Source organism: Microcystis sp. M179S2 (genome assembly GCF_020245805.1).
In the GTDB taxonomy this organism is placed as follows: domain Bacteria; phylum Cyanobacteriota; class Cyanobacteriia; order Cyanobacteriales; family Microcystaceae; genus Microcystis; species Microcystis aeruginosa.
On the sequence record NZ_JADBUE010000381.1, the window covers coordinates 1 to 14,323 of the forward strand.

11 protein-coding genes and 1 pseudogene are annotated in these 14,323 nt (G+C 42.7%); 5 read left to right on the forward strand and 7 right to left on the reverse strand.

Annotated elements, in window-relative coordinates; all coding sequences use genetic code 11:
• Positions 1 to 391: 391 nt before the first annotated feature.
• Together IM500_RS23695 and IM500_RS23700 are read right to left on the reverse strand one after the other, a co-directional pair.
• Entirely contained in the window at positions 392 to 823 is a 432-nt protein-coding gene (locus IM500_RS23695) for a DUF29 domain-containing protein (protein ID WP_190537538.1), read from the reverse strand.
• Between the two features lie 166 nt (positions 824 to 989).
• Positions 990 to 1,697, reverse strand: a complete 708-nt coding sequence (locus IM500_RS23700; protein WP_024970548.1) for a DUF8619 family protein — start codon at positions 1,695 to 1,697, stop codon at positions 990 to 992.
• Between the two features lie 257 nt (positions 1,698 to 1,954).
• On the opposite strand from IM500_RS23700, the gene IM500_RS23705 reads away from it, so the two are divergent.
• The 3 genes from IM500_RS23705 (at position 1,955) to IM500_RS23715 (ending at position 4,962) form a co-directional block, all read left to right on the forward strand.
• Positions 1,955 to 2,821 carry a Uma2 family endonuclease gene (locus IM500_RS23705; protein WP_190537542.1) on the forward strand — a complete coding sequence of 289 codons (867 nt, stop codon included), beginning with the start codon at positions 1,955 to 1,957 and terminating at the stop codon, positions 2,819 to 2,821.
• Positions 2,818 to 4,263, forward strand: a complete 1,446-nt coding sequence (gene cobJ, locus IM500_RS23710) for a precorrin-3B C(17)-methyltransferase (protein ID WP_287739644.1) — start codon at positions 2,818 to 2,820, stop codon at positions 4,261 to 4,263. The genes IM500_RS23705 and cobJ overlap by 4 nt, the downstream gene beginning before the upstream one ends.
• 333 nt (positions 4,264 to 4,596) lie before the next feature.
• Complete coding sequence (locus tag IM500_RS23715) at positions 4,597 to 4,962, forward strand: DUF1815 family protein (RefSeq protein ID WP_002801757.1); 366 nt, start codon at positions 4,597 to 4,599, stop codon at positions 4,960 to 4,962.
• Between the two features lie 43 nt (positions 4,963 to 5,005).
• On the opposite strand, the gene IM500_RS23720 is transcribed toward IM500_RS23715, so the two are convergent.
• The 5 genes from IM500_RS23720 to IM500_RS23740 all read right to left on the reverse strand — a co-directional run bounded on the left by IM500_RS23720 (position 5,006) and on the right by IM500_RS23740 (position 12,068).
• Positions 5,006 to 5,971 (reverse strand): glycosyltransferase family 2 protein, encoded by a 966-nt coding sequence (locus IM500_RS23720; protein ID WP_190723054.1) that lies wholly within the window; start codon positions 5,969 to 5,971, stop codon positions 5,006 to 5,008.
• Between the two features lie 245 nt (positions 5,972 to 6,216).
• Positions 6,217 to 7,494, reverse strand: a complete 1,278-nt coding sequence (locus IM500_RS23725) for a glycosyltransferase (protein WP_190723046.1) — start codon at positions 7,492 to 7,494, stop codon at positions 6,217 to 6,219.
• 139 nt (positions 7,495 to 7,633) lie between these two features.
• Positions 7,634 to 8,704: a formylglycine-generating enzyme family protein gene (locus tag IM500_RS23730; protein WP_190723047.1), complete on the reverse strand. Its 1,071-nt coding sequence runs from the start codon at positions 8,702 to 8,704 to the stop codon at positions 7,634 to 7,636.
• Positions 8,705 to 8,738: 34 nt separating this feature from the next.
• Complete coding sequence (locus tag IM500_RS23735) at positions 8,739 to 9,713, reverse strand: methyltransferase domain-containing protein (protein WP_190723048.1); 975 nt, start codon at positions 9,711 to 9,713, stop codon at positions 8,739 to 8,741.
• An 864-nt stretch (positions 9,714 to 10,577) separates the two neighbouring features.
• On the reverse strand, positions 10,578 to 12,068 hold the full coding sequence (locus IM500_RS23740) for a glycosyltransferase family protein (protein ID WP_190723049.1): 1,491 nt from the start codon (positions 12,066 to 12,068) through the stop codon (positions 10,578 to 10,580).
• Positions 12,069 to 12,570: 502 nt separating this feature from the next.
• Here IM500_RS23740 and IM500_RS23745 point away from each other — a divergent pair.
• Positions 12,571 to 13,941 (forward strand): ArnT family glycosyltransferase, encoded by a 1,371-nt coding sequence (locus IM500_RS23745; protein ID WP_190723050.1) that lies wholly within the window; start codon positions 12,571 to 12,573, stop codon positions 13,939 to 13,941.
• 39 nt (positions 13,942 to 13,980) lie between these two features.
• Positions 13,981 to 14,323: pseudogene (locus IM500_RS23750) on the forward strand (hypothetical protein); the annotation flags it as partial.

Here is a 14,323-nt window from a genome sequence, read left to right on the forward strand (position 1 = left end):
ACAGTGAGTTCTTTTCTTCTTCCGTGAATTCTAGGTTAATCATGTTTTTAATGAGTGCTTTGCTTCTAATTATGACTCTTAAACTATATTATTGTCCTTGAGTAAAAAATGCAAGTTGTAGCCGTGCAAAGTATAGTTATAAAAGAGATTTTTCTCTTGAATACGATGCCAGTGATTCTATTTCTGCTTTCATTGTTGTGAAAAGAGCGAATATAAAGATTGAAAAAAATCAATTGATGATTGATGTCAATATTCGTTAGCAACTCCTTTGCCTTCAGAAATGTCAGCAATAAATATTGAAAATAGAGAAGAAGAAAATCACTAGGGGTTTCGGCTGGTTTTGGTAGGCAAAATGTATTCTAAGATACAGTCGTTAGGTGAGGGGATTCGTCTATCGTTCCGACAAATGAAGAGAACGATTTAAAATATCCTCAATACCGTAGGGACAAACGGGGGGAAACTCCAATCCCGTCCCTCTAAAGGCATCGCAACAAGCAACAGCATAGAGTTTAAATAGGCTTTCATCGGTTAAATATCGCCTTAAACTGGGGCTATCGTCCAAATAAAGCCTAATATTAGCTCTTTCTCCCTGAATAGTTCCCAACCAACCCCTGGATCGCCGTTGAGGTTGATAGTCCCACTTTAATAAATGATGCAAAATTAATCTGAGACTAGCGAGTAAGCGATCGCGCTCCCGTTTCGACAAATCCCGCACCTCTTCGACTAAATTCTCAATATCCAACTCGGAAAACCGACCAGAGGCTAATAAATCGGCCATTTGTTCGGCCCAAAGTCCAAAGTCTTGCTCATAGGATGCCGTCATCAATTTATCTCCTTCTAAGCTCAATTAACATTATATTGAACCCCTTGCATAATTAATTTTTGATGGTTCAAAAACAGCAAAAACAAGGATTAAATTAGCCAAAATCTGTAAATTATTATTCATTGATGACTGAGAAACTGGTATCTTTTCAAAGATCGCCGAACCATTAACGGGTTTTGCGTCTTCGGATGACATTATTAGAATAACGAGAAGGTTTTGGCCGGGGTTCTTTTCCCCCTCCCAATTCGCGACTAACTTGCTGAAAAATATCCCGTCGCAGCACAGGATATTCCCCTATCCACTGGTCGAGTTGGGGAAGATGGACATCAGAAAGCTGATTGATATCCCCTAAATCGGGTTCTCGAGACATTAACAAAGCTTCGGCCACCATCCCGGGACGGATCGATTTATGAATGCGTTTGAGGGGAGCGCGAACGATCGCCGAAAAGCCAGTTTGATCACCGATTTCTAGATTAATACAGCGTTGGCGATTTTCGATAATCTCTAATTCCCCGCGTTTATTGACCCTTTCTTCTTCCCCGATTAATTCCTCGGTGACAAAAGCATCGAAAACGCGACCGCGCCAAAACCCCCCGTAGGGAAGACGACGATAGGTATTATTGCGAACACTGGCCCAATAAACCGGACCCCAGAGCCAATATAAACCGGCGATAATGTCGAAAATTAGTTTAATTGTTAAACCACCCGGGCCGAATAAATTACCGATTAACCAAGCTGCGGTGAGAGCGATGATAGAAATGAATAAACGGCGCAGAAAATCAGACCATTTACCCCAATAGTGAGCGTACTGGGGGCCGGTGGCGATAATCGGGACAATTTGCTCGATCGATTGACGGGTAAGGGGAACCAACATTATCAGTTATCGATTATCAGTTATCAGTTATAGTGTGCCTAATTGATTCGTGAATGGGTAGGCTCTAGAAGTCGGGTGTCGCTTGACGGCAAGCAGAGGACGTTTACATTTCATTTAGGGGCGCTATATCAGTTATGACAGCGTTTCTCATACTAGATGAAGTGTAACCTAATTTGGTATCGACTACCGACTTCCCAAAACGAAAACTTTGTACCTCACCACTAAGATAAATGCTATAGTTTTGGGGAATTGTCTATATGTTGGTTGCCATTCATCCCATCGCTAAAAGCTCAGGACTTCTGGCGAAATTTCAGTTAAAAGTTAAATCCCTCAAGAAGTCCGATGAAACAATCTATAATAAAATCAATGCTGTTTTGTTCCCAAAGACTGCCACCATGACTTCTTCTCCGGTTAAATCCTTAACTTCTCAGATTGTAACCACTCAACATTTACCCCCGTTAGAAAATGGGGATCGCTTAATTCGTCCCGAATTCGAGCGCCGTTATCAAGCTATGCCAGGATTAAAAAAAGCCGAACTGATCGAAGGAGTTGTGTATATGGCATCCCCATTAAGGTTTAAATTTCATGCTGAACCCCATGGCAATCTTGTGGGTTGGCTATGGACATACAAAGTTGCTACCCCCCAAGTACAAATGGGTATTGAGCCAACAGTCCGCTTGGATATCGACAACGAACTACAGCCGGATGGGGTGTTATTAATTAGTCAAGAAAGCGGGGGAAAATCAACCCTAACTGTAGAGGGATACCTAGAAGGAGCGCCGGAATTAGTGGTAGAAATTGCCGCTAGTAGTGCCGCCATAGATTTAGGGGATAAAAAACGTGCTTATCGTCGCAGTGGCATTCAAGAATACCTTATTTGGCAGGTATTTGATCAAAAGATTGATTGGTTTAGTTTAGAAAATGGCGATTATATTTCTTTGTTACCCAACCAAGAAGGGGTGATTTGCTCTCTAGTATTTCCAGGTTTGTGGTTAGATATTTCAGCCATGCTCAACGGCAATATGTCACGGGTGTTGGACATCTTAAAGGCTGGAATTAACTCGGTAGAACATCAAGAATTTATCCAAAAGTTAACTGCAGCGCAGTCAGGGGAAGCCAAATGAAACCTCCAGCTATTCTCATTTTAGGAGAAACCAGTATCCCCGTTGCTCGTCAAGTGCAAATGTCCCTACCGGAAGCAGTGGTTTATGGGTTAATAAATCGTACCCATTCGGCTGATTTTACCTATACTAATTTTGGCGAAACGGTGCGAGAATTTTTCCAGATGGGAACGCCAATTATTGGCATTTGTGCGGCGGGTATTTTAATTCGCACTTTAGCACCTTTATTAACTAATAAATGGCAAGAACCGCCTGTATTAGCAATCGCCGAAGATGGTAGCGCCGTAGTGCCTTTGTTGGGGGGTTTACAAGGGGTTAATGATCTCGCTCGTCAAATTGCCTCGGTTTGGCAAATTTCCCCCGCAATTACCACCACTGGTGATATTAGATTTAAAACGACCTTATTATCGCCACCCCCGGGTTATCAGTTACTTAATCCCGATGATGCTAAGAAGTTTCTGTCCGATTTATTGGCGGGTGAAAAAGTAAAATTAATCGGTGAAGCGGACTGGTTAAAAAATAGTAATTTACCGATTTCATCAGATGCAAAACTGAGCATTGAGATTATCGATAAAAGTAACTTAAACTTGGCAAAACCTAGCACTGCCTGTTTAGTTTATCTGTATGAGGAAAGCCAGCAAATTAAGGAAAAATCCAGTTTACCACTAGGGGATTTGGCCCAGGAAAGTCAAGGTAAATTAGCCATAGTCGGAACCGGACCGGGTGCGCTAAATTGGATGTCGCCGGAAGTTCGAGAAGTATTGGAAAAAGCCACGGATTGGGTGGGTTATAAAACCTATTTGGATTTGGTAGAATCCCTGCGAAAACCAGAAATTGTCCGCCATGAATCGGATAATCGGGTGGAACTCGATCGCGCAGAAATTGCCCTAGATTTAGCGGCTAAGGGGCGATCGGTTGTCTTAGTTTCCTCCGGAGATCCGGGAATTTATGCCATGGCCGCGGCCGTGTTTGAGGTATTAGAAAAAAAAGCAAAACAGGAATGGCAGCGGGTGGCCATTCAGGTCTGTCCGGGGATTTCGGCCATGCAGGCGGCGGCCGCCAGGGTTGGCGCACCTTTAGGCCATGATTTTTGTGCGATTTCCCTATCGGATCTTCTCAAGTCTTGGCAGGTGATTTCTCAGCGCATTGAGTTAGCGGCCCGTGCTGATTTAGCGATCGCATTTTATAATCCTGTGTCTCAAGAGCGCACTTGGCAATTGGAGAAGGCAAAAGAGATTTTACTACAATGGCGATCGCCGCAAACTCCCGTGGTATTAGCGCGTAATTTAGGACGAAAAGGGGAAACAGTGACGGTGAAATTCCTAAAGGATATGACTATTAAAGATGCGGATATGCGAACCATAATTTTGATCGGATCGAGTAAAACTCGCCTGATTGAGCAAGGGAAAAGCAAGCAATGGGTTTATACTCCACGTCACTATTAAGTAAGTAGTCGTGTAAAATTAACTTCTTGGTTAGGATAGGCAGTCAACATAGATTTGCGAACTTTTTTGTCGAAACCGGATCTTAAACTTTAAAAATAGGCATGATGGGAATAGTTGGGATCGAGGGGGTGGAAAGATGGGTAAACTGGTGGCTTTGTACTTACATATACTTGGCTATCTCAGGAATTCACGCTACTCTAGGTATCGGGTTCTTTACATTTTGTTACTTAACATCCGTAAAACAACCTGGTTCATTTACCTTATTTTCTCAAAAAAGAATCTTAAAAAAGTCTTAAGGCTTTATAATTGATCAGTGTTGTCAGGAGGAACATTGTGTTTAAACGACTTGCAGAACAGCATCGCCAACTAGTCAAAGACTTGGTCATGGATTTACAGGCCTTAGCGATCGCACTAGAAAATCAAGGTTATCTAGCATCTTGCTACACCTGTGGCGGTCAAATGAACAGCGCATCTTTTATGGTGGGATTGGGTGAAACCCATCTAATTCGGTTTCTCGTGTCCGATTACGGCATCACCTGGACAGAAATGCGCGATGATCGAGAGTTAATGAAACTCGAAGGTGCAGAAGCCATCAGCCAACTACAGGAATTAGCCAATCTGATTAAATATCAAATTTCGCCGGCGGAATTTATTGACAAAAAACCCTCCTCCGTGCTGCAACGGTTAGAGACGGTTTAACCCCAGATGTGACCTAGACCTGTATGTTTAGCGAACTTTTTCCCTAACCTTTCAGCCAACTGTTAGCTAGATAGGCCATTCGTTTCATCTCTTTTCGTCCCCGGGAGACGGAATCGAGGATCATGCCACAGGTCAAACTTAAAAAGGCTAAAAGCATGATCGAGGCCGATAAAATAGCGGTGGGAAAACGTGGTACTAAGCCGGTTTCGAGGTATTCAAACAGGACGGGGATCGCTAAGAGGAGGGAAATAACCGCCAAAATTAGCGAGACAAGGCTAAAAAAGAGAAAAGGACGAATTTCTTTAAAAAGTAGGATAGCGGTTCCCAATACTCGCCAGCCATCTTGAAAGGTTTTTAACTTACTTTGGGAACCTTCGGGACGTTCCCCGTAGAGGGTTGGTTCTTCGGCGAAGGGAATTTTTAATTCTAAAGCGTGGATAGTTAACTCGGTTTCAATCTCGAAACCATTGGACAAAGCGGGAAAAGATTTGACGAAACGACGAGAAAAGACGCGATAACCGGAGAGCATATCGATTAAACGCGCTCCAAACAGAAATTTCACCAATCCTGTTAAAAATAGATTACCAGCGCGATGACCGGGACGATAAGCCTGGGAGGATTTTGCCGCTTCCCGACGCGCACCGACCACCATATCCAATTGTTCCCCCAACATTCGTTCAATTAAGCGTCGTACTGCCGCAATTTCGTAGGTATCATCACCATCGATGAGAATATAGATATCGGCCTCGATATCGGCAAACATCCGCCGGACAACATTGCCTTTTCCCGGTTGGATTTCCTGACGAACGATCGCCCCCGCTTTCAGCGCCTCGGTCACGGTATCATCGCTAGAGCGGTTGTTATAAACATAAATTGCCGCTTCTGGCAGAAAAGTTTGGAATTGGGAGACCACTTTAGCGATCGTTAGTTCTTCGTTGTGACAGGGAATAATCGCGGCGATACGGTAGTTTTGCAGGGAAATCGGCGGAATAGCAGTCATTTCGATCATCGTCAAGTTTTTTTGGTAGTCTTGTACCATTTCCGCCGCAAAGATTGGGTCAGCGACGACAATGGTAGAATTAGCGGCGGCATTTTGATTAAGCCATTCCATCCCCTCTTTGAGACTTAATCTCCAGTAATCGGTTTCCTGTTGACCCTGGGCCGCTTTTAAGTCCCGAAAATTAAGGCTGCCAGCGGTTGAACGAGAGTTAAAAAGGGTTTGCAGGATGAGAGGCCAAGTTTTCCCGGGCTTTACTATTGCTTGCTGGACTTTTCGGGTTTAACCTCCGTCACACGCCAACTGAGTTTTAAATTCATCCAGAAGTTCCAAACAGTAACCATAGCGATCGCTATTAAGTTAGCAATATAGCGATTAATATGTAAGACATTAAAGAAAAAGTTCAAGAGCAGCACGTTGAGGATCAAACCGGCCAAACAAATAAGATTAAATTTAAGAAAACGTTTCAGACGCTGCTGCCACTGATTTTGGCCAGTGGACAAATCGCCAAAAGTCCAGCGATCATTCCAGAGAAAATTATTAATAATGGCCACCTCGGCGGCGATAATCTTACTGCGAGTTACTCCCCAAGCGAGGGTAGTGGGATCGCTGAGGAGATAAAAGATGGCCATATCGACGAATACGCCACTAAACCCGACTAAACTAAAGCGAAGAAAGCGAGCGAGGGGGAATTGCCAACGCCTTTTCAGGCCACCGAAACGACCGCGGGAACGCAATTTCAGCAAGTGCAGGATATATTCGATGTATTGTTGCCAGGTGACTTTGCTTTCACCGTCTTGACGCTCTTGGAAAACGTAACCCACTTCGGCGATCCGGTCGATATTGCCGCGACCGATAACTTCGAGGAGGATTTTATAGCCCATCGGGTTTAAGATCGGGCCAGCGATCGCTTGTCGATTAACCATGAAATAGCCACTCATCGGATCCGATACCCGTCCCACCACGTTAGGCAGAATGACTAATCCCAACAGCTGCGCCCCCCGGGAGAGGAAGCGTCGAGTCAGACTCCATTGGCTGACTCCACCCCCTTCCACATGGCGACTAGCCAGGGCGAGATCGGCTCCGGCTCTGGTTTGCTCGAATAATTTTAATAACACTTCCGGGGGATGCTGTAAATCGGCATCGATGACCCCAAGGATGTCGCCCCGTGCCACTTGCCACCCCCGTACCACTGCCGAGGATAGGCCTTTTTCTCCCTCCCGGCGCAGCACTCGCAGCTGGGGATATTCAGGGATTAAAGACGCGGCGACTTCCCAAGTGCGATCAGGACTATTATCATCGACAACGATCAGTTCGTAATCGTTGGGAAGGGCTTCGTCAAGTATTTGACTGAGAATGTTGACTAATTGAACGATATTTTGCCGTTCATTGTAGGTGGGAATGACTAGAGACAGGCTGAGAGGATAATTTTTTTCTTCTTCTAAGTTGCCGTCGTCCGGGGGAGGAGGAGATAAAGGTACCTGTAGATCTCCTGTGGGGGGAGTTAAGAAAAGATGAGACTGCTGTACCTTCATGAAAAATTTGACCTCACTCGCGGTTGATTTAGCTATAGACGCACTGACAACGGCAGAAGATTCTGAATACTTTTGGCCCTTTGGAACCTAACCTATTGAACCATACCTTTGTCGTCTCTTGGGCGGACACAAGCATTGATTAACCGGTACTATCGGCCATGACTCGTAAACCCAAGACACTGTGCTGTTGCTCAGGAGGGCAAAAGGTGCGATTGGCACTGCGTAGGTGCCTGGCTTCATCGCCCCAACTGCCCCCTCGCACTAAGCGGGCGGAACGATAACGGGGCTGCAAGCGAGTATCCCTGTCTAACCAAGCACTACCATCCAGGGGCGGGGTTCCCTCGTAATTCCGGTGCCAGCTATCGGCGCACCATTCGCCCACGTTGCCGTGCATATCGTAGAGACCGAAATTATTGGGGGCGAAACTGCCCACCGGGGTAGTCCTGGCCAGATAGGTGGTGTTAGGTTCTTCGGCGTAGGGATCATAGACGGCAAAGTAATTGGCCCGCTCGCTGGTGAGGGTTTCCCCGCAGTAAAAGGGGGTGGTTGTACCGGCGCGACAGGCGTATTCCCAGCGTGATTCACTCGCTAGTCGGTAATCTTTGCCGGTGGATCGGGAGAGTCTTTGACAAAATTCGATCGCCTCGTACCAGGAGACTCTCTCAACGGGTAAGTTATCACCTTGGAAAAAGGAGGGCGCCGGGTTGAGTTCGAGATTAATTTTGGGAAGTTGTGCGATCGCTCGCCATTGTGCTTGGGTGATCGGGTATTTGCTCAGAAAAAAAGCCGCCGTCGTCAGGGAATTTTCTGGTTTTTCACTGCTAGTATGATCGCCTCTTTCTTCATTTTTCGAGCCTCGTAGAAAACTGCCCCCCGGAATAGCCACCATTTCTAGTTCGCTGCCGTTGCCTAGGGGTTCGCGCCAGGAGCGAGCGCTACCCTGACGGCGATCGATAATTTGCCCTCGACGATCAACGGTGACTGTTTCAAAGCTATATTCTGTCCACTGGAGATTTTGCGAATTTACTGGGCGAATTTGCCGCAAAAATTCCTCTATTGCCTCTATATTCTCGGCACTAGCTTGGTTTTGGTCGGCAGAATAACTGAGCCGAGAGGAGAGAAGGGTAGCTAGTCCGGCACTTCCTCCGGCTAGGGCCGCTAATTTCAGCAAACTACGTCGGTTTAAGAGGGGATTAGGGGGATAGTTCATATTTTTAGGAGACTGGTCTGATATTTAGGCATTTCTAATCTTGATAGAAACGACTTTTTACTAAACAATAGGCTCTTTCATCGCCGTCACGACTGGCGGGATCGGAGTTTTCGGTATTACCTACTGTTATATAATCGCAAATTTCCCAGCCGGTTCGCTGTAAAATTCGGCGCAACCCGGCATTAGAAAAGATCCAATAGTTGGTGGAATCATTATTTGCTTCTAGTTCATCGAGTAAATAGGCTAGAGGAATCGCGGAAAGATCGATTCGATTAGCGGCATTACTCACCGTATTAAACTTAGTGACGCGGGTGCTAATCAGGCAATAATTGGCAGATTTCGCTAAGGTTTCGAGGGCATAGTAGGGATTTTTGAGATGGTATAAAATTCCTAAGAAGATGACTAAACTATAGCTTTTTTCGGGGAGGAGAAACTGGGAATCTAAGTTAACATCATGAATCTCCACAGAGGAAGAAAGTGCGGTTTTGAGCAGTTTAACCCCCTGCATAAGATTAAAGTTAGTAGGAGCGTAGTCAACCACCTGTACTTTACAGCCCAAAGATTCCAGAAAAAACGCCAGATCCCCATCGGCACAACCAATATCAACAATCGGTTTTTCCGAGATTAGTTCTAGGAGAAAACGGTTTTTACCTGTTAATAGTAATTCGAGAATCTCGAAGCAGGTTAAAGTGTTGTAAGGATACCAGCCAAAATTGTCGGGAGCGAGTTTTTCTTTTTCGGCATCTAATTGGACTCGAAACTGGCGGCCCTTATTTTTGAGCACGCTAATATCGAGAAGTTTCGGACTAATTTCTTGCAGTTCGGGAATGGTTAAGGATAACTGACCTAATCTTTCATAAAGAGCATTTTTTTCTCGAATCATTTCTTGTTTTTCTTGATTCAAACTCTTCAGATGATCTTTGAGAGAATCTCGTTCTTCAATTAAAGTCTCTCGTTCATCAACTAAGCGAGGATATTTCCAGAACTTAAGATATTTCTTGATTTTCATCTATCAATAGGAAGGAATTAATTTTACTAAGTGGGTGGGTGGAATTAAATATAAGATGAACGTAGGTTGGGGTGAAGCATGAAACCCAACGCCCGCATGGGTTACGCTACCGCTAACCCATCCTACAAATAATTGTGCCTCCCTACTTAAGTTAGTCTAGAAGGTGTCTGGCTGTTGGATATTTTTACCAAAACCACTCTAATAATACCCTCGATTGGGATCATTTGTCAAGATATTTACCAAAATTTTTGATGGTTAAAGTCAGCTTATTATTGGCTTTCGTTAATATATAGGCTGAGAATTTTTGCAGATAATTGATTTTGAATAATTATAGATTCTGGGTAACTTCCTTAGATAATTTTCCAATATTTGGGAAAATCTCGACAATTGGGACAGTATTCAATCAAAACAGTGGTGGATGATTTTGCTGGCATTCAGTCCAAACCAAGCCTCATCTCCGTGCAATCTGGGGAAAGAGGAGAGGTTGACGATGATCACAAAAAGTATGTAGATTAAAATCAGAAAACTTAGGTAAATTGGCAAGATTTTAACTTTTTTCATGATCGAAGTTATCCCGCTTAGATAATTAACTTTTTTTCTGCTTTTTAGACTTATTTTTGACAAATTCTGGTAAGGATTCAGGTCAGACAAAAAGCAGTCAAACCCATGCTGTGTAAGCATTTAGGCGAATTATGGACAAATCCTCATTCTCATTAAGAAACGCTGAAAGCCTTAATTTTCGTGCTTATTGAGAATGAAACTGTTAGTTTAGCGAGTTCTGAGATTTTAGAAGCCGCTCTGTGACTGCATTTGAGGCACCTGAATCCTTACAAATTCTGCAAGTTTGCCTAAAGATATATGATCCTACTCACCAGCTTCTTTGAGATACTGATTGATATGATAATTCGGGTTAACTTGACAAGAATTAGATCGCCTGTAAACGCAAGTTCCGTTAAAGCATTTCTCCCGTTGATAATCTCCGACGGCGGCCCGGTCTTGGTTAAATAATAGATAATTAAAATAAGGTTGTAGTTCCTCGAAATTTTGGTTATCTTTGAGGAAATAAATCGGTACATCTTGGTGTAAGTAGGCGTATCCCCCCGTATATTGCCACGCCAATCCTTTTACTCCTAAACCGCAGAGTTTTTTCTCGCTACTTAAATACTGATAGGCCTGTAATTGTCCGCCGTGGGTTTGCCAGTGAGTATAGCCCGGTTTTTGCCAAGGCGGTCCGAAATTAAAAGTCTGGTCGGTATTAAAACGCCCCGCCAATAACCAGGATAGAAAAGCCCAAAGAAGTAAACTACTAAAAATAATGATAGTTTTGCTGGCGAGGGAACCTCGCATTAACGATAAACGCGAGACGAGAGTGGCGGTTCCCAAACTGGCGAGAATAATAATTAATGGTAGGGCAGGGAACATATAGCGATATTCTTTGTGACCTAAAAAGCTGTGAGAGAGGATAATAACTAGGGCCAGAAGGGCGAGAATCCAGTGACGACGAGCAGCGATTGCAGAGAAGAAGAGGATCGGAAACAGCCACCAAGACCAATTGAGGGCTAACCAAGTAAAATATTGCTGCCAGGGGGATACGCCAAAACTATTAAATTTTCCTTCAAAAATATTAATCCAGATCAGTTTCCAAATCGATTGGAAGGGGGTGGACAAAGTGAAAGTGTCTAAAGCGCCACCCAGCAAAACCGGACCGAGAAAACCGAGGGCAAGGGGCAGTAATTGTGGAAAGTTTTTTTGTCTAATTTGATAAATGAGGGCGATGGCGATGGCAGGCAGTAAATGAAATCGAAGATAGGTGGTCAATCCGTAGAAAAACCCCGTCCAATACAGTCGCTGACGAGAGGGGGGATTTTTGCCGTAACATCCTAAATAAACGCCGACTAGCAGGGAATAAGCAGCAATAACTTCGGTGAAGGCTTTCGGGGCAAAATAGATAAATTCAAACCAAATCGCACAAATACCGCCGGTTAGGATAGCACCAGCCAAACCGATACTTTCGTAGGCGATCAAGAATCCGATCCAAACGGGGATTAAAGATAGTAAACTGAGGAAAATCTTGACGCTGGCCAGATAGCCACTGGAGCCCTCGGAAAAACCAGCAGTTAACTTCATAATCCCGCCAAGAATGCCTGGAAATAACCAAGAACGAATCCCGTCCCGAAAATCCCAAGGTATCATCCCATTACCAAAAGCTAGTCGATGACCCTGTTCTAAGGTCTGAAAAATTTCATCCGGCCAGAGAATATTAGGATAAGAAAAAGCGGCATTTAGACGGAGGAAAAGGGCAAAAATAAGGATTAATAACAACCAAACTCTAGAATAATTTAACTGACGAATCATGTTGGCAACTAAGGATAAAGATTTTTGCTTTAGGGGAAAATATAGTGATTTTTAACGGGGTAATTGTTGTTACTAGGCTATTAAGTAGGTGGGTGGAATTAAATATAAGATGAACGTAGGTTGGGTTGAAGCATGAAACCCAACGCCCGATTATGTTACGCTACCGCTAACCTATCCTACAAATAATTGTGCCTCCCTACTTAAGCTAATGTTTTTTAGCATATTGCTGATGGTAATGTCAATCTCTTAAGTTATAGTTTAGTAGGGAGAAACTGGGGAACTTTTCTCCTAGAAATGAGTCCCTTGCCTAGAGTTGGCTATTAAAGATGAGTTTGCCCTTTGATACCCCTGAGAATTTACGAAGGAGAAATTATCAAGGTTAAGTCATCTCGATAATCAGGTATTTAATCGCTCTGGGTTTGCCAAAAAATTTAACCGTCAAACCGTGATACAATAGCACGGGTTCACCCCAAAAAATAAATAGCGAGCTAATTTCAGAATAATGCTGCAACGAGATTTTCTATTTAAGAATTTTGAAAAGTTTGATTACCGTCTATTTCTGGGTGTATTAATTACGGTCTTGGGATTTATCTTAAGATATTATCAGTACGATTCCTTGCCTCCCTATAACTGGACTCAAGATGAATTTGCTTTTGCTTGGAGTGGCATGAGTTTGATTCAAGAGGGAGTTCCTACCAGTTGGTCTTTCCTCAGTCCCACGGATGATTTTTTGGTGACAGTTTGGGAAAAAACTGCTGTTCGTTATCGTTTTGTTACCCCTTGGTTTGATCATCCTCCCTTGTTTGGATTAATTGTGGGTATGACGGCTATTTTATCGGGAGCAAAGGAATTTTTTGACTGTAGTTTAACAGTAATTAGAATTCCTTCTTTAGTTTTTGGCAGTCTCTCTATTTTCTTGCTTTATTTATTAGCTTTACGTTTGACTAATACCGGTGTGGCGATTATAACTTCTTTAATTTTTGCCACTAACCCCAATACGGTTTTTTTATCTCGTTTAGCAGTTAGTGAAAATTTATTATTATGTCTAAGTTTAGCGGTAGCAATTTTATTCCTTCAGTACGGTGAAAAGTCTCAAAAAAAGTATCTATACTTGGCTATAGTTCTAGGTGGTTTAGCACCTTTAGTTAAGGTGACAGGATTATATATTCTAGGTTCTCTAGTCGCTTTACTATTATTCCAAAAAAATTGGCGAGATAGCTTAATCGCTTCTCTGACGGCAGTTTTATCCTTAGGTTTGTATTACCTTTACGGTTGGTTTTATGATTTTAGTTGGTTTTTAACTACTCTCCAAGAACATAAAAATCGCTTTACGGATTTTGCTATGTTAAAAAATCTAGTTTTACCTACAGTTTTTTTTGAGGATGGTTGGTTAATTTTTAGTTGGATCACTCTACTGTTAGTTGCCAGATTTCCTTTGAAAATATCTAAGATACGATTAATTATTTTTCCTATATTAATCTATACAATTCTTCTTATTTTTTCTGGCGCTCAAAGCCATTACTATGCTTGGTATGTAATTCCTTACTATGGATTTCTCTTGCTAGTGCTTGGTATATTCTTAGACGATTTTCGTAAGAACCCTGATTTTATCAGTGCTGCCACTATCTTTATTTTTCTTGTCGTTTGGTCGGTGAATTTAAATATTAAGGATTGGGTTTTGAGTTCCCCTTACGGTAGATATGACTTTATTATCGGAACGGCAATTACTTTAGGGGGATTTTTCTTTAATGATTTAACCGAGAAAAAATCGAAAATTTTAACTAATTTTGTCAAGATAATCATGCTGATTGTCTTTTTGGGATTGTTACTAGGTAATCTTAATCTCATCCTTAACTATAAATTGCCAAGTTAAGCTAGTAAAACTAAACAGATAAATCTTGAATTTTAAATTATGACAATGCTGAAACGTTTTCCACTTTCTCATCCATTATTTTGGGCAATTATCTACTTTATTGCTTTGGGGATTATCTCGGTTATTTTAGGTCAAGATGTTAGTTGGGATTTACGAAACTATCATTTTTATAATCCCTATATGTTATTGACAGGAAGGTTTAAGTATGATGTCCTACCCGCACAGATACAAACTTTTTTTAATCCCCTCATCGATGTTCCCTTCTTTGTCGCTATTTATTATCTGAAACTACCTCCGATTGTCGTAGGGTTTTTAATGGGAGGATTTCACGGGTTAAATCAATGGTTAGTTCACCTAATTACCTATCATTCCCTAGATAAAG